13 protein-coding genes and 1 riboswitch are annotated in these 16,082 nt (G+C 46.4%); of the genes, 6 read left to right on the plus strand and 7 right to left on the minus strand.

The window, feature by feature from the left end; all coding sequences use genetic code 11:
* Nucleotides 1-10 precede the first annotated feature (10 nt).
* The gene (locus ACBR23_RS06650; protein WP_371119205.1) at nt 11-1,474 is read left to right on the plus strand and encodes an AtzE family amidohydrolase; all 1,464 of its coding nucleotides are present in this window, start codon (nt 11-13) and stop codon (nt 1,472-1,474) included.
* A gap of 2 nt (nt 1,475-1,476) precedes the next feature.
* On the opposite strand, the gene rpsU is transcribed toward ACBR23_RS06650, so the two are convergent.
* From rpsU to ACBR23_RS06670, 4 genes are all read right to left on the minus strand, one after another.
* Complete coding sequence (gene rpsU, locus ACBR23_RS06655; RefSeq protein WP_006632476.1) at nt 1,477-1,671, minus strand: 30S ribosomal protein S21; 195 nt, start codon at nt 1,669-1,671, stop codon at nt 1,477-1,479.
* 248 nt (nt 1,672-1,919) lie between these two features.
* A protein-coding gene (prfB, locus tag ACBR23_RS06660; protein WP_371115043.1) for a peptide chain release factor 2 occupies nt 1,920-3,030 on the minus strand; the annotation gives its coding sequence in 2 pieces (ribosomal slippage) (nt 1,920-2,957 and nt 2,959-3,030; 1,110 coding nt in all).
* An 84-nt stretch (nt 3,031-3,114) separates the two neighbouring features.
* Nucleotides 3,115-4,701, minus strand: coding sequence for a tetratricopeptide repeat protein (locus ACBR23_RS06665; protein WP_371119206.1), 1,587 nt, complete (start codon nt 4,699-4,701; stop codon nt 3,115-3,117).
* Between the two features lie 134 nt (nt 4,702-4,835).
* Entirely contained in the window at nt 4,836-5,564 is a 729-nt protein-coding gene (locus ACBR23_RS06670) for a Bax inhibitor-1 family protein (RefSeq protein ID WP_371119207.1), read from the minus strand.
* A gap of 384 nt (nt 5,565-5,948) precedes the next feature.
* Here ACBR23_RS06670 and ACBR23_RS06675 point away from each other — a divergent pair, with 384 nt between their 5' ends.
* Nucleotides 5,949-6,248, plus strand: coding sequence for a PEP-CTERM sorting domain-containing protein (locus ACBR23_RS06675; protein WP_371115046.1), 300 nt, complete (start codon nt 5,949-5,951; stop codon nt 6,246-6,248).
* A gap of 46 nt (nt 6,249-6,294) precedes the next feature.
* Here the strand turns inward: ACBR23_RS06675 and bchD are convergent, their stop codons facing one another.
* Nucleotides 6,295-8,448 (minus strand): magnesium chelatase ATPase subunit D, encoded by a 2,154-nt coding sequence (gene bchD / locus ACBR23_RS06680; RefSeq protein WP_371119208.1) that lies wholly within the window; start codon nt 8,446-8,448, stop codon nt 6,295-6,297.
* A 52-nt stretch (nt 8,449-8,500) separates the two neighbouring features.
* Complete coding sequence (locus ACBR23_RS06685) at nt 8,501-9,709, minus strand: sensor histidine kinase (RefSeq protein ID WP_371115048.1); 1,209 nt, start codon at nt 9,707-9,709, stop codon at nt 8,501-8,503.
* A gap of 285 nt (nt 9,710-9,994) precedes the next feature.
* Here ACBR23_RS06685 and ACBR23_RS06690 point away from each other — a divergent pair, with 285 nt between their 5' ends.
* The 4 genes from ACBR23_RS06690 to ACBR23_RS06705 all read left to right on the plus strand — a co-directional run bounded on the left by ACBR23_RS06690 (nt 9,995) and on the right by ACBR23_RS06705 (nt 15,383).
* Nucleotides 9,995-11,332, plus strand: a complete 1,338-nt coding sequence (locus tag ACBR23_RS06690; protein ID WP_371115049.1) for an ArsB/NhaD family transporter — start codon at nt 9,995-9,997, stop codon at nt 11,330-11,332.
* Between the two features lie 201 nt (nt 11,333-11,533).
* Nucleotides 11,534-11,741, plus strand: a riboswitch (cyclic di-AMP (ydaO/yuaA leader).
* Nucleotides 11,742-11,843: 102 nt separating this feature from the next.
* Nucleotides 11,844-12,689: a nitrate ABC transporter permease gene (ntrB, locus tag ACBR23_RS06695; protein ID WP_371115050.1), complete on the plus strand. Its 846-nt coding sequence runs from the start codon at nt 11,844-11,846 to the stop codon at nt 12,687-12,689.
* Nucleotides 12,690-12,959: 270 nt separating this feature from the next.
* Nucleotides 12,960-14,390, plus strand: a complete 1,431-nt coding sequence (locus ACBR23_RS06700) for an ABC transporter substrate-binding protein (protein ID WP_371119209.1) — start codon at nt 12,960-12,962, stop codon at nt 14,388-14,390.
* Between the two features lie 153 nt (nt 14,391-14,543).
* The gene (locus ACBR23_RS06705; protein WP_371119210.1) at nt 14,544-15,383 is read left to right on the plus strand and encodes an ABC transporter ATP-binding protein; all 840 of its coding nucleotides are present in this window, start codon (nt 14,544-14,546) and stop codon (nt 15,381-15,383) included.
* Nucleotides 15,384-15,574: 191 nt separating this feature from the next.
* Here the strand turns inward: ACBR23_RS06705 and ACBR23_RS06710 are convergent, their stop codons facing one another.
* Complete coding sequence (locus tag ACBR23_RS06710) at nt 15,575-15,949, minus strand: hypothetical protein (protein ID WP_371115053.1); 375 nt, start codon at nt 15,947-15,949, stop codon at nt 15,575-15,577.
* Nucleotides 15,950-16,082 lie beyond the last annotated feature (133 nt).

Below are 16,082 nucleotides of genomic sequence, written 5' to 3' on the forward strand. Positions count from 1 at the left end.
TTAACCGCAGATGAATGCAGATGTTTTTTTAGATAAGGCGGATGCGGTTGCTACGGCAGCAGCGGTTAAAAGCGGTAAGATTACGGCTACAGCGGCGGTTAGTGCTGCTTTGGAACGGATTGCTGTTGCCGATCGAACTTTTAACTGTTTTACTAATGTTACTGCTGAAAGTGCGCTGGCGGATGCTGAAAAAATAGATAGTGCGATCGCAAATAACGAAAATCCAGGCCCGCTAGCAGGTGTACCCTTCGCCGTCAAAAACCTCTTCGACATCGGCGGAATTACCACCCTAGCCGGCTCAAAAATTAATGCTGACCATCCTCCGGCTACCCGTGACGCGGGGGGGGTGGCTCGACTCAGACAAGCGGGTGCGGTACTCCTAGGTACTCTGAACATGGATGAGTACGCCTACGGTTTTGTCACGGAAAACAGCCATTACGGGCCCACGCGCAATCCCCACGATACTGCGCGGATTGCTGGCGGTTCCAGTGGCGGTTCCGCTGCGGCGGTGGCTGCGGGTTTGGTGCCCTTTACTTTGGGCTCGGATACTAACGGTTCCATCCGCGTACCGGCTGCTTTGTGCGGGGTTTTTGGGTTTAAGCCTACTTACGGCCGTTTGTCAAGGGCTGGCGCTTATTTGTTTTCGGGCAGTTTGGATTGTGTCGGGCCCTTTGGGCGATCGCTCCGGGATATTGCGACGCTGTATGATATCTTGCAAGGGCCCGACGATCGCGATCCAGTTTGCACTCAGCGCCCCCCAGAACTTTGTTTACCGCAGTTAGATCGAGGAATTGCCGGATTGCGAATTGCGGTTGCTGACGGGTATTTCACTACAGGGGCCGAACCGGAAGCATTGGATGCAGTAGAAATAGTTGCCCAAGCCTTGACAAATGTCTTAAATTGTGGTAATGAGACAGTAAAAACAACAACAAACCCCCCGAAAATTGGGGGGCTTGGAACTGTCAGCATACCGGAATCCGATCGCGCCAGGGCTGCTGCATTTATCATTACCGCCTGTGAAGGGGCAAATTTGCATTTAGAGAATTTGCGATCGCGCCCTCAAGATTTCGATCCGGCGACGCGCGATCGTTTTTTAGCTGGAGCTCTGATCCCGGCGGCTTGGTACTTGCAAGCGCAGAGATTCAGACAATGGTATCGCGATCGAATTCGGGAAATATTCCAACATACAGATATCATTCTCGCACCCGCAACCCCGATGGCGGCCCCTTTAATTGGCGTCGAGAAAATGGTAATAGCCGGACAAGAAATCTTAGTGCGTCCCAATCTCGGACTGTTTACCCAACCCCTATCATTTATAGGCTTGCCGGTTCTTTGCGTGCCCGTACAGCGGCCCGGCGCTTTGCCTTTGGGGGTACAAATCATTGGTGCTCCCTACAGCGAAGCGGTGATTCTCCGAGTCGCTGCGGTATTAGAAGCCCAAGGAATTGTATCTGCCGAATCAATTGGCCCCTAATTCTAGGGTTTGTTGTTGCGGTGGAAGCGTCTTTTAGTTCTTCTGGCAATCGCTTTGCGCTTTTGCTTTTCCAACGGAGTTTCAAAGTGGCGGTGCTTTCTCATGTCGGGGAAAATCCCTGCTTTGGAAACTTGTCGCTTGAACCGTCGCAGGGCTGACTCGATCCCTTCGTTTTCGCCGATTACAACTTGGGTCATTCTTTCTCCTTAGTGTTTGTCAGATCAAATTTTATGATATCAAGGTTTCTGGCTGCGCGATCGCCCAAAACCCCAAAATTGTACCAGAAAATAGGTTCTTCATTCAGTTGACAGTTAATTGACTACTGACCAACTGTCAACTGTCAACTAAGAGGGCGGGCACTCACAGGCACCGCCCCTACCACAGGTGAACTGCCTGCGGGCTCGCGTAGCCGAAGGGTCAACTGTCAACTGTCAACTGTCAACTGTCAACTGACCAACTGATTTTCCTGGCGGAGGTAAGCTTGAATAAACGGGTCTAATTCACCGTTCATCACATCGGTAATGGCGGTTGTTTCCACACCAGTCCGCACATCCTTGACCATTTGATAGGGGTGAAAAACATAGTTGCGAATTTGCTGGCCCCAAGCCGCCTCCACGATGTCGCCCCGAATTTCGGCAATTTCCGAAGCCCGCTGTTCCTTCGCAATCACCAAAAGCCTGGATTTAAGCAAGGCGAGGGCTTTTTCCTTATTTTGCAACTGACTGCGTTCTTCGGTACAGCGCACGGCCAAACCTGTCGGCAGGTGAACGATGCGGACAGCCGTTTCTACCTTGTTAACATTTTGCCCGCCCTTGCCACCTGCGCGGGAAGTGGTGATTTCCAGGTCTTTTTCGGGGATGTCTAACTGTACGGAGCGATCGAGAATCGGCATCACTTCGATACCGGCAAAACTGGTTTGACGCTTGTCGTTAGCATTGAAAGGCGAAATTCTGACCAACCGGTGAGTGCCTTTTTCCGATCGCAAATAACCGTAAGCGTAGCGGCCGGCAATTTCCAAAGTTGCAGATTTTATGCCTGCTTCTTCTCCTTCAGAAAATTCGGTTAAATGTACTTTGTAACCTTGACTTTCTCCCCAGCGCGTGTACATCCGCATCAGCATTTCTGCCCAATCTTGAGCATCAGTACCGCCGGCACCAGCATTAATTGTTAAAACAGCGCCACTTTGGTCGTAGGGCCCTGACAACAACTGTTGCAGTTCCCACAAATCGAGGTCGCGAGTTAACTGAGAAAGATTGGAAGAGGCTTCTTGAAACAGGGATTCATCGGCTTCTAGTTCTAGCAATTCTAAGATAGCTCTGGCATCTTCCAAGCTATTTTGCCAGCCATGATATTGCTCTAAGTGAGATTTGAGGTCGTTAAGTTCTTGGAGAGTTACTTGGGCTTGACTTTGGTCGTCCCAGAATGCTGGTTGAGCGGCAATTTGCTCTAAATCTTGGATTTTGGCGGATAGTGCGGGGATGTCAAAGATAGTCCTGGGTTTTACCCAGGCGATCGGACAATGTTTCGATGTTGTGTTTGATATCTAGAATTTCCACTATTAGTCCTCGTGGTTTTGAAGTGTTTTACCTATTATAGCTGAAATTGGAATATTTCAACAAACTGTTATTGTTTCTTCCTAATTAGATATACTGCGAACCCGTGGAATTAAAAGTTTTACCGCATTCGTGAGCGCAGACATCCAACCTTTTAGAACAGGAAAAACTAGCTGTGAGGTCTTGACGAAACCAATCACTTTCTAAGGCATCTTTAACAGATTGAGTTTTGAGAGAATTAAAGCCCTCTCCGTACTTTTCAAGTAAAGCCAACATCTGCGGTCTGTAAGTATGGTTGTAAACAGCGTATTTAGTATGGCTCACCCAACAGCAGGGCCAAAGTTCAGCTTCAAAACTGATAAAAATATCTTTACTGGCTTGAGTTTGACAGCTAATTTCTACATTGCGGTAGTAATTGTTTAGGCCTCCGTAGGTTTCTACAACTTTCAGAAATTCGCCTCCCTGTGGATTTTGATATTGTTCCAACGATGGGGGTTGTAGTTCTTCGGTGGCTGGCTTTGAGGGGACGACTGGCTGAGTTGGTTCGGATGCTTGAGAGGTTTCGATAGCTATAGCTTGATACCAAGCATAATTTGCTTTTTCTGGTTGTCCCAACTGCGTCAAGACTTTAGCTAAATTGCGATAAGCTCCTGCAAAATTGGGTTTAAGCTCGATCGCCTTTTGGTAATAAGCACTAGCTGGCTGCCACTGTTGCTGTTGAGCATAAAGACTGCCGACATTAGCATAAACTTCGGGAAAATTAGGCTGAATTTGCAGAGCTTTAGAATAACAGTCTGCTGCTGCTTGCATCCGTCCCAAACCTTGAACAGCATTGCCTAAAGTTTTGTAGGCTGCTGCAAAATCCGGTTGAATTTTTAGGGCTTGTTGGCTGGCTGCGATCGCCTCTGAGAGCTGTCCTTGTCTCAAACAGTCCTCCGCTTGTTGGTGCAACTCAACAGCCGTCTGTGCTTGATTTTGAGGGGCTGACGCATTAGTTGTTGCGGGTGGATTTTGGTGAGAATTATTAGCATCTACTTGAGAGTTTTCTGCCTGCCGATCCTGTGGAATTGCAGAATCTTTTTCATAAAGTTCTTTCGCCACAAAACGAGAGGTAGCTTTCGGTACAAACTCGGCAAATCCTAATTCTTCAGCTAAAGCACGAGCAGATTCTACTTGATGTTGATTGTGTTCAAAAATTAAGTAGTGCCAGACCGCTTTTCCGCCAGCTTGGATGAAGGCATTAACCGACTGCATTATCTTATCCCAGTTAGTATTTTTGCGGTAAATGCTGTTAGTATCTGCCAAGCCATCGATACTAAAAGTTACGCTGTCGTTTACTCCCGTCATCGCCGTTGCCAGGGCTTGCCACCATTGGGGATTACGTCCGCTACCGTTAGTATAAAGCCCGATTTGAGGAACGCCCATGCGGTGCCAATATTCGATCGCCCCAATTGTAGTATTGCTAGTCATAGCATCGCCGTAATTGCCGCACATATATACCAAATCTAATTGAGAGCAAAACTCTTTGGGGAAAATTCTCTCAATATCCTCCATCTTTAATTCTGCCATCGGTAAAATCCGGTTGTCAGTGCGGGGACATTGGGGACAAGCGGCATTGCATCGGGAGGTAATCTCTACGCTGACTCTTCTGATATCTTCATACTTTAAGTACATGAGTTTTTTCCGATTGATTTTTTATTAATTCTGAAAAGAGACGGGACGCTCGCTATCTTAGTTCCCCAGCTTAATAAAAATTAAAAACCGCGGCTTGTAAAAATCAAGCTGCGGTTTTTAATGTACTATTTCAATTAATCCCGGCTGTTAATGGCAATCAGCAGTCGCAGAATAAAGATAAACAAGTTGATGTAAGTAAGATACATCGACAAAGCAGCCGGCAAATACTGGTCATCGCGGTAGCTGCGGGGCAGAATGTAAAAGTCTACAATGGCAGCGCCGGCGAACAGAAATACACCGATGCCGGAAATGCCTATTTCCAGCCAAGTTGGGGTGTAGACGCCGAATAGAGATAGCAGAAATTGACCGCCAACGACGACTAACAAAGCAATGACGCCCAAACTGATAGTTTTGGTGAGGGCCATGCCGTCTGTTTCGGATAAGTTAGAGCCGATTTGGCGGGCGGCGATGAAGGTAATGCCACAGCCGAGGGCTGCAAAACCGATGCCGGAGATGCCGACACCTTGGGTTCTGAGGGCTGTAAACACCAATCCGCTGAGGGTGTAGCCGGAAAGCAGGCTGTAGGTGGCGAGGAGAGGTAAGGCGGTGTTTTTGTTGCCTTGTTCGGCGGCACCACGAGCGACAAAGAATAGAATTAATTCTAGGACGATCGCAGCGATGAATGTGGGAAAGAAGATTCCGGGATAGTTGTGGATGACTCCCAGGCCGCCATAGGTGCCGATGGCAGTTAAGACTAGGCCACCGCCGACAAAGGGGAGGGCGTTGGCGATGACGTTGGGGCCTACCAGCGCGTGGTTTTTGGCCTCGCGCAGGGCTTCGCGGAAATTGCTGGTGTTGCTCACGAGGTTTGACCTACTTTTAGTACAAAATGGCTATCTATTATTTTGACATTTGTAACAATGAGTTTGCAAAACCTCTCAAAGTTTAAAGATTTGATAAAGACTAGGAGCATATTATGTACCGGATGGGAGCGATGGTTTATGATTTGTAAAATATGAGTATATTCTTTATCCCTGCCACCTTGGGAGCGAGACTGTCTCACACCACCAGCCAAGTTGAAGTGTAAAATTTGCTCCTAGGGTGGGAAACCTGACTTACCCAAGACCTCAGCCCTCAAATTTCAAGGCGCTTCGATTTGGATGTTCAAAGGTGTAGACAGGGTATGCAAAAAATTAATCGTGAAAATATCTAAATCTAACAATGAAATACCAAACAGGTAATGTCTAATGCCTACCTTTTTTCCTAAAATTTTTTTCAAGCCTACGGCTGGAATTGTATTAGCTTTAGCAACTGTTGTCTGCGGAGGTCAATCAGGGGTGGCCCGCGTCCCAGCAGAACCTCAAAATTTGCTGTTGGCTCAGGTTGTTCAATCAACCCCCTGTAGAAGTTGCTCGAACCCGCCTGGGGGAACAGCCAGCCCGGTACCTCTGCCGGTGAAAATTCCTGAGCCTTCGATGCTAGGTGGGCTGGGTTTAGTGGTGGGTTCTCTGGTGGTGACTCGTAGTCGGCGCCGATGGAAAAATTAGAGTTTGGAACCGCAGATAAATGCTGATAACTGCGGCTCTACTTATTTTAGCCGATAGCGTCGCGGAGAGCATTTTTAGTCATGGCTGCGATCGCCTGTTCGGTAGCTTTGGGCAAATGATAGTATTTGCCACCAGAAGTCTTGGCTAATTCCTTAGCAAAACCAGTAGAAATAAATTTACTTTCAGTATCTATCACCAGCAACTGCATCCCTAGCCCGCGAATTTTGGCAGCAATTTCCAACAATTCACCCTTAATATCTGGCTTTTCTCCATCTAAAATGGGTTCACCCAAAGAACGAGCCAGAGGAATATTCCCGCGCCCGTCGGTAATGGCGACAATCGCAACTTGACCGATATCTCCCGATTGTCGCGCGTTGACTCCCACCCGCACGGCTTGTGTCAAACCGTGAGCCAGGGGGGAACCGCCACCACAGGGCAACCTTTCCAAACGCTTGCGGGCTAAGGCGATGGAGCGCGTAGGCGGTAACAGCACTTCTGCTTGTTCTCCGCGAAAGGGAATGAGAGCAACTTGGTCGCGGCTTTGGTAGGCTTCTGTGAGTAACTGCATGACAGCACCTTTTGCCGACTGCATCCGATTGAGAGCCATGGAACCGGAAGCATCGACGACAAATACCACTAGAGCCCCAGCTTTTCTAGCCAGTCGCTTCGCCCGAACATCTCCCTGTTCGACAAATACGCGACGCTTCCCTTCGTCCTGATTTGGCTCTTGCCCCCCCGATTGTAGGGGCGGTGCCCCTGTGCCCGCCCTGGGTTGGGGGGGGTGAGAATTCCTTTCGCGGCGGGCTTTTTGATAGGGTGCGGCGGCTCTGAGGGTGGCATCAACGGCGATGCGACGGACGGGACCTTTGGGCAATACTGGCTTGATGTAACGGCCTCTATCTTCGGAAAAAATGACGCTGCGGCTTCCCGATTTGCCTTGGCGGCTGGCATTTTGGGCGAAGAAAAGGACGCTGGGGTCGAGAATAACTCCTTCGGGGTCGAATAGAAATTCTTCGGGAATGTTCGTTTCTTCTTGTTCTTCGGGGGGTTCTTCTTCCTTGTCTTCGTCTTCTTCTTCTTCTTCCTCTTCTTGTTCTTGTTCGTTTTGGGGTGGTGGTGGCGGGGGAGGAGGAGGAGGAGGATTGTTTTCGTCTGGGGGAGTTTGGATGACGGTGGCGCGGGGTACGATGACTAATTCGACGGCGCGACGCAAATCTTCGGCGTTAACTTCTGTGCGTCCTTCGATAGCGGCGCAGGCTTTGGCGACTCGAACTGCGAATATTTCGGCGCGGTGTCCTTGTACTGCGCCACGGATGGCTTCTTCTACTAGGTAGCTAATTTGTTCGCGTTTGATGGTGACATCTTTGAGCCATTCTCTGGCTAGGATGATTTGGGTTTTGAGGTTGTCGGTGTCTTCTGCATATTGGTTGAGAAATTGTTGGGGTGAGCTGGAGTAGGATAGAGCTTGGTCTACGGCTTGGACTCTTTCTTCTAGTTGAAGTACGGCATCGGCGGAAAGGGCGATGGCGATTCTGTCTAGTAAATGTTCCCTGAGTGGGCCTTCTTCGGGGTTATATGTGGCAATAAATAGGGGTTTACATGGATGTTGAAAGCTGATGCCTTCTCGTTCTATTTGATTTCTTCCTTCTGTTAATACTGTGAGTAATTGGTTGGAAATGTTGTCGTCGAGGAGGTTGATTTCGTCTACATAAAGTACGCCTCGATTGGCTTGGGCTAGCAGTCCTGGTTGAAATACTGTTTCGCCGAATTTTACTGATTGTTCGACATCGACTGAACCTAAGAGTCTATCTTCGGTGACACCCAAGGGAATTTGGATGAAGGGTGTGGGAATAATGGCGGTGGTGAGATTAGTATTTGTGGTCTGGGTCTCTTGCTGATGATTTTCTGCTAAGATATCTTGCCCGTGATTTTCTGATGACAAGCCCGATAGCTCTTCTACAAGGGGTTCTTCTGGAGAGGCGTTGCAGAAAGAGTCTTTGACAATTTCTATGGGGGGTAGGAGAGAATGCAAGGCACGGGCCATTACTGATTTTGCGGTACCGCGACGACCTGCGATCGCAACTCCTCCCAGTCCGGGATCGACTGCTGCTAAAAGCAGGGCTAATTTAATTGCTTCTTGGCCGACAACGGCTGTTAGGGGAAAGGCTGTCACGGTAGGGGTTGCGTAGAGGGCGGACATGGAAATAATCTTTTGTTAAAGATGCTTTGATATACTTATCATATATTAACTCTTAAAGCACTTTGTGTAAAGTTTTAACTTCCAGCGGTAAAATGACTGTGAAAGTCGAGCCTACTCCAATTTCTGATATTAAATCTATGTTGCCTTGCAATAGTTTTACCAGTCGCGATACTATGGCTAATCCCAAGCCTGTGCTGTCTGGTGAAAATTGTTTTTGGCTAGCTTCTCCTGCTTGAAAGAAAGGGTCAAAAATGCGATTTTTATCGGTGGGGGAGATGCCAATGCCGGTGTCTGTAATGGCTATTGTCCAATTTTCGGTTCCGACTTGACGACAATCTAATTTGATGCTACCAGTGGTTGTGTAGCGAATAGCATTGCTCAGCAGATTGGTGATAATTTGTTGCAGTCGCTGGGAGTCGGCGATTACTTGTTTGGGAGCGCTGTCGCTAGTGATTGAGAGGTTTAATCCCTTAGCGTCAGCCATGGGCTGCATTATTTCTACTACTGTATTAATGAGAGATTTTACATTAGTTGGTCTCAATTGAAGTTGGATTTTTCCGGCATCGGCACGGGAAAGTTCTAGGGCATCGTTAATTAGGCGTAATAGTTGTCTACCGTTACGTAATACTCGCTCTATATGTTCGATGCCTGGGAGAGTATCTTTGATTTCTGGTTGCTTTTTTCCTTGACGCAAAAACAATTCAGAATAACCGATGATTGAGTTGAGTGGTGTTTTGAGTTCGTGGGCTAAATAGGAGAGATTTTCTTGGTGAGTGCTGACTAGGCGATTCAGTTCTTGATTGGTGAGTGTTAACTGAGTTTGGATTTGTTGGAGTTCGTTCAAGCGCTGAGTAACATAACTGTTAAAACACTGGGCAATTGCTTCGTCTACTACGGAGTCTATGAGTCGAAAAGCTCTGACTACTTCTGCGCTGGTTCCTGCTAGTAATTCTGCTTCGATATGGGAGAATATGACTTGACGAAGTAAATGGTATTCCCGCGCTACTTCTGCTGGATCGTAGCCTTGTTCTGCTCGCAGCAAGCCGTGATCAAAACTGGCTGTGATGATGATGCCAATTTCGCTGTTTTGATATTGGGAAAGCACTGTTGCCATCGCCGCCAGCAGGTGAGGAATATGATTTTTAATGGCTGAGCGCGGTAAGGTGTCAGCACTTTCTATTTTCCGATCCTGGCTAACTGCTTCAATCCAGTTTTGGAGAATAGTGTCGGTTTTGTCGGTGAGCAGTTGGCTGTAATCCATGATGTCTGCGGGGGGGGTGGAGTCTGACAGATATTGCTATTGTCTTATTGTAGTCGAGCGATCGCCCGATTAACATACCAAATTTTTGGCGATCGCCACCCTGCCAAAAGAAGTAGTTTTTTGGTGATTTTTGGGATCTACTATCTCTGCCAATGAGCTGATTCAGAGTATTTATAACTACAAAATACCTCTTAAAGGTATTGACAAAATTACCGGGATGTAGTAAATTTCTGGGGTGGCATAATCATGTTAAATTTAAAATTTTGAATTTTGTCAGGAGACTAAATGGAAAACCTGCAAGCTGCGATCGCCACGGCAACTTTTATCGGTGTAATTTTGTTAGTAATGACCGAGTGGATACACCTAACAGTTGCAGCTTTTTTGGGAGCACTGATCCTGGTTTTTACCCACGTTATGACTTTAAATGATGCGATCGAATATATTGGTCGCAGTCATGGAACCTTGGGATTATTCTTCGGAGTCATGGTAATGGTCAGGTCTTTTGAACCTACCAAAGTATTTGAATATTTGGCAACTCAAATGGTACTGTTGGCGAAAGGAAAAGGCAAAAATCTGTTGCTGGGGATTGTAGCCATTACTACCCCGATTTGTGCAGTTTTGCCCAATGCTACCACGGTCATGCTGCTAGCACCATTAATTCCGCCCATGGCACAAGAAGTGGGTGTAGATTTTGTACCATTACTAATTTTAATGGTATTTGTAGCTAACAGTTCGGGACTGCTGACAATAGTAGGAGATCCGGCGACATTTATTGTCGGTGATGCGATTAATATGAGCTTTGCCGATTACCTGGTGAAATTAAGTTTGGGCGGCGCACTGGCAGTAGGAGTAATAGTCATTATTCTGCCGTGGTTGTTCCCCGAAATTTGGCACAAAGAATTAGACGATTTGGCAGACTTGCCACATCCCAAAATTAATCACCCACGAATTTTAGCAGTCGGCGGTTTAATTATAGCTTTCGTGCTGGTATTTTTTGTAGTGGGAGAGTCGCTACCGGTGCCAATTTCACCAGCAGCCATTGCTTTGTTGGGGGCGGCCTTGTCCATGCTATTAGCTCATCAATCTAAAATAGATTCCGTGAATAATATATTGCGGGATTTAGATTGGAGTACCCTGCTATTTTTTATGTCTATTTTTGTACTGATTGGGGGTTTAGAAAAAACCGGAGTGATTAACAGTATATCGGGAATTCTAGCAGTTATTTTGGGTAAGAATATTTTTTTGGGTTCCCTAGCTTTGTTATTTTTTGTGGGTTTAATGTCGAGCGTGGTGCCGAACATTCCGCTAGTAGTGGCGATGGTTCCCTTGCTCAAACAGTATGTTGTTAACGTCGGGTTAGCCCCTGTGGAAGTGTTAGCTCCGGATTTTGCAGGGCAATTTCCTCTGGAAGTTTTACCGCTGTTTTATGCGATGATGTACGGGGCAACTTTGGGAGGAAATGGCACTTTGGTAGGAGCTTCTTCTAATATAGTCGCAGCAGGAATTTCTGAATTGCATGGCAGGCGGATTTCTTTTCAAACTTTTCTGCGTTATGGAATTCCTGTGATGTTACTGCAATTGGTAACGGCTGCTATCTATGTAACTATTCGGTTTCTGATTTAAAGAAGTAAGTTCGCTAAGGGATAGGGAGTCGAAACTTATGAAAGCGCTGCGGGTATGTGGGTATGATGTTTTTTTATTTGGTCTTACTTAATTAAATTTTAGGAGTTTTCCCTGATTTGAGCAGGGCTGGTGACAAATATCTATTTCTCAAGACGTATTGACAAACCTCTAGCATTAGGCTTATAATTATAAAGATGAAATTAACAAGTCAAGCCTAATCGAGTGTTACACGATCGCACAAATTCGTGTCACTGGAGCGGAGGAACCAATTTTCGGGGCGAATCTCTACAGAATTCAGAGCAAAAATTCAAAATAAAGATTGTAATTTTTGATTTTTAATTCGGGAAGAGAAGGACATCTCTCAGTCCTAGCCCGTCAGCTAACTTCGCAGGCATTGAGTAGAGACTGAAGAGTCAACTTTCTTTAACGAGATAGTTTTGCCTCATCAGTGTCTCCGGTTGGTATTGTTCAAGATTTCTTGTACCTTCCCCTGACTCTGAGGAAATTTGTAATGTTTATTCAACTTAACTTATCGGCGATCGCAGTTGCAGGAGTTGCAGCTTGGAAGCGGGCAAAACCAATGATGATCCGGGATACTGTGTTGTTGCCTGGTGCAGGTTTTTTAGGTATTCTAATCCTGTGGTGGATTATTGCCAGCTTCAAAAGCGATTTGATTCCCACTCCCTACCAGGCGTTAATCGCTAATTGGGATTACATATTGCATCCATTTTATCAGCGTGGTCCTGGAGATTTAGGGATTGGCTGGCTGTTGATAGCAAGTTTGCGACGGGTGTTACTGGGATTTACACTGGGTGCATTGGTAGCGATTCCAGTGGGATTTCTGATCGGGATGTCGCCAGCAGCAATGATGGCGCTAAATCCCCTGATTCAAATCTTCAAACCAGTATCGCCACTAGCTTGGTTGCCCATCGCCCTATCGATTTTTAATCTAGCAGACCCCTCGGCGATTTTTGTCATCTTCATCACGTCTTTGTGGCCGACAATTATTAACACAGCCCTGGGAGTTTCTAGCGTTTCCAAAGATTATCTGGATGTGGCGCGAGTGTTAGAAATGCCACAATGGCGACGGATTACCAAAATAATTTTGCCTGCAAGTTTGCCTTATATTTTTACAGGTTTGCGAATTAGTTTGGGGATTGCTTGGCTGGTGATTGTGGCGGTGGAAATGCTGACAGGTGGCGTGGGAATTGGCTTTTTTGTGTGGGATGAGTGGAGCCGATTGAATCTGAGTTCGGTATTTTTAGCTGTGTTTGTCATTGGTTTGACTGGGTTGCTGCTGGACTGGGCTGTTGGCAAAATTCAAGAATTGGTGACACATAGATCGGTGAATAGTTAGTAGAAGGAAGAAGGAAGAAGTCACCCCCCCCTGCCCCCCCCAAGGGGGGAAATTCAGGCAGAAGGAAGAAGAACCCCCCCTGCCCCCCCAAGGGGGGAAATTCAGGCAGAAGGAAGAAGAACCCCCCCCTGCCCCCCCCCAAGGGGGGAAATTCAGGCAGAAGGAAGAAGAACCCCCCCCTGCCCCCCCCAAGGGGGGAAATTCAGGCAGAAGGTTTCCAGAAATTGACTAAATATCTAATAGCAATTAGTCGCAAATTGAGAATTAAATATGAGCGATCGTTTTTTTCAGGATTGGAACCGGCGAGAGTTTTTGCAACGAATGGGCTCGGCGGCGGTGGGAATGACTTTATCTGGGTGTGGAATTAACGCGGATCGATCGGCAAAAGGACTTACTGAAGAGGCTTTAGCTGTAACACCGATCGTCAATTCCCAAACATTAGAAAAACCCAATTTAACGATCGGATATGTCCCTGTTAATGATTGTGCACCATTTGCGATCGCCTGGAAGAAAGGCTTTTTCCGCAAATACGGTTTAAACGTCAAACTCAACCGCGAAGCAAGCTGGGCGACATCCCGTGACGGCATAATTTTCGGGCGACTAGACGCTTCCCCAGTGGTATCGGGCGCAGTCACAAACGCCCGCATTGGTGCCGAAGGAGCCCGCCACGCACCCCTGTGCGCGGCAATGACAATTCACCGCCACGGTAACGCGATGACGATGAATAAAGCGATGTGGGATTTTGGCTTGCGCCCCTGGCACGAATACAACGGCAATATTGATGAATTTGGTAAACAATTACGCGCTTTTTTTGATAGTCAACCGGCCGAAAAAAAAGTTTGGGCAGTTGTACTCAGTTCTGCTATTTACGAATACTTTGTTCGCTATATATCCGCCGCTGCTGGTGTCGATCCATTCAAAGAATTCCGGGTAATTATTGTTCCACCACCTCAAATGGTTACTAATATGAGGATGGGAGAAATGCAAGCTTACATGGTGGCTGAACCTTGGAATACGCGGGCAATTCAAGGTAATTTGGGTGTGGGTTTTACCTTCGCACAAGGGAAGGAAGTTTGGCAAGGCCATCCCGATCGCGTTTTGGGAGTAATGCAATCGTTCATTGACGAAAATCCGAAGACTTATTACTCACTCGTGAAGGCAATGGTGGAAGCTTGCCAGTATTGCAGCAAGCCGGAAAACCGCGATGAAATAGCGCTGCTGCTGACAGAGCGATCGTTTACCGGGGCCAAACCCAAAAAAGGACCGATCGATAAATTTACGCGACCGGGAATTGTGGGAGACTACAACTACGGTGGGTTTGATGAAAAAGACCGTACAGTGCGATCGGAGGATACAACTATTTTCTTTGATATCCCCGCCAACTTACCTCAAATATTAGGCAATCATTCCACATTTCTCTGGCAATCTCAGAGTATTTGGTTGATGACTCAATCTGCTCGCTGGGGACATATTAAAGAGGTTCCCAAAAATGCTGAGGAGTTAGCCAAAAAAGCTTGGAGAACCGATCTTTACCGCAAGATAGTGGCTGAAATGGGAATCAATTGTCCAGTGGAAGATTATAAGGTGGAACCAGGGGATTTGTTTATCGATCAAAAAAGATTTGATCCTAGTGATCCGGTTGGTTATCTCAATAGTTTTGAAATTAGAGCTAACCGTCCTCAATCTTTTTTCATGTCTTAAATTTTGAGATTTTTCGCTGGTTATACCATCCCGCCAGGGACTTAAGTCCCTGGCTGATAGAAGACAGTCGGTTGAAACCGACTGCAATATTTTAGGATTTAGGCAAGTACACGCAAATTCAATTAACACTTTACTACTTTTTAGGAGAATACCGTGAGTCAATACACTTCTACTTCTACGACTACTCAGAACTCAGTCAATAGCGAGGGCCTATTTCTGCAAATAGACAATTTGTTCAAGTCCTACAAAAGTGCTGACGGTACTGAATTTAGAGTCCTGGAAAATATCAACTTAAATATTGGAGAAAATGAATTTATTTCGATCATCGGTCACTCCGGATGTGGCAAATCAACGCTGCTGAAAATAGTCGCTGGTTTAGAAAAACAAAGTGCGGGAATGGTGCGGCTAGAAGGTAAAGAAATTCGCAAACCTGGAGCCGATCGCATGATGGTGTTTCAGCACTATGGATTGCTACCTTGGCTGACAGTGCGAGAGAATATTCGGCTAGCAGTTGATGAAGTATTGCAAAATCTTAGTCGCCCGGATAAGATTAGTCTTGTCAACGAACACCTAGCAATGGTAAACTTGACAGCGGCAGCGGACAAATATCCAGAGGAAATTTCAGGAGGGATGAAACAGCGAGTAGGAATTGCCCGCGCTCTGGCAATTCGCCCTAAGATGTTATTAATGGATGAACCCTTTGGGGCTTTGGATGCTTTGACTCGCGGCAAGTTGCAAAAACAGGTATTGGATATCTGGGAAAATCACAGACAAGCTGTCATGATGATTACTCACGATGTGGATGAGGCTATCTATATGTCCGATCGCATTGTGTTGATGACAAATGGCCCGGCGGCAACTATTGGAGAGATTTTGTCAGTACCTTTTGCTCATCCGCGCGATCGCCAAGAGTTGCGGGAAACGAAGGAGTATTACGAGCTTCGTAACTATGCTTTGAATTTTCTCGATCGCTACTTTACCCAAGACGAGTAATTGAATTGTCAATAAACTGTAGCCCACGGATCTATCCGTGGGCTAAATTGTTGATTTCTTGAATTATATCGTTTCCGGCTACATCGGAATGATTTAACCGCAGAGAACACAGAGGACACAGAGGGAGAGAATAGAGAGATGAATAATTCAGATGCTACCGGATTTGATATTATTTAATCTCAAATCAAAATCTAAAATCCGTTCACCATAGACAGTTGATTAACTAATTTTATTTTACCTCGGTACACGGCGCGCAATAGGCGATCGATCGAGCGTTTTTCTTCCTCTGTCAAAGTTTCGTCAAAAATAGCAGCCATCAAACCGTAGCGATCGGCTACGGTAATATACCTATGGTGATTGACTTCGGCAAACAACTCGCCCAAAGCAGATGGAATAAGATGGACAGGAGTTTCCATAGCTATTAAATCTGAACTCGACGAGCGATCGAGACTTTCTGTGTTCAGAGAAGGCGATCGCACCTTACTATTTTTGCTATCTGATTGTCTAAAAATATGTGACAGCCAACACCCAAATTTGTGACAATAAACACCCAAACTTGTGACCAAAAACCACCAGATTTGTGAATTAAATCACATTCCCTATTATGGCAAACCAAATCTGGCGACGTCCGTAAAATGCATCGCCATCCATAAATCAGCAAGTTCTATCCCAGATCTCGCAGCGACTGAAACTACCAAT

Source organism: Microcoleus sp. (assembly GCF_041354475.1).
In the GTDB taxonomy this organism is placed as follows: Bacteria; Cyanobacteriota; Cyanobacteriia; order Cyanobacteriales; family Microcoleaceae; genus Microcoleus.

Bases quoted from the DNA above. Each gene is read 5' to 3' on its own strand.
- ACBR23_RS06650 (WP_371119205.1), top strand. From the start codon at position 11: ATGAATGCAGATGTTTTTTTAGATAAGGCGGATGCGGTTGCTACGGCA.
- rpsU (WP_006632476.1), bottom strand. From the start codon at position 1,671: ATGACCCAAGTTGTAATCGGCGAAAACGAAGGGATCGAGTCAGCCCTG.
- ACBR23_RS06665 (WP_371119206.1), bottom strand. From the start codon at position 4,701: ATGTACTTAAAGTATGAAGATATCAGAAGAGTCAGCGTAGAGATTACC.
- ACBR23_RS06675 (WP_371115046.1), top strand. From the start codon at position 5,949: ATGCCTACCTTTTTTCCTAAAATTTTTTTCAAGCCTACGGCTGGAATT.
- bchD (WP_371119208.1), bottom strand. From the start codon at position 8,448: ATGTCCGCCCTCTACGCAACCCCTACCGTGACAGCCTTTCCCCTAACA.
- ACBR23_RS06685 (WP_371115048.1), bottom strand. From the start codon at position 9,709: ATGGATTACAGCCAACTGCTCACCGACAAAACCGACACTATTCTCCAA.
- ACBR23_RS06690 (WP_371115049.1), top strand. From the start codon at position 9,995: ATGGAAAACCTGCAAGCTGCGATCGCCACGGCAACTTTTATCGGTGTA.
- ntrB (WP_371115050.1), top strand. From the start codon at position 11,844: ATGTTTATTCAACTTAACTTATCGGCGATCGCAGTTGCAGGAGTTGCA.
- ACBR23_RS06700 (WP_371119209.1), top strand. From the start codon at position 12,960: ATGAGCGATCGTTTTTTTCAGGATTGGAACCGGCGAGAGTTTTTGCAA.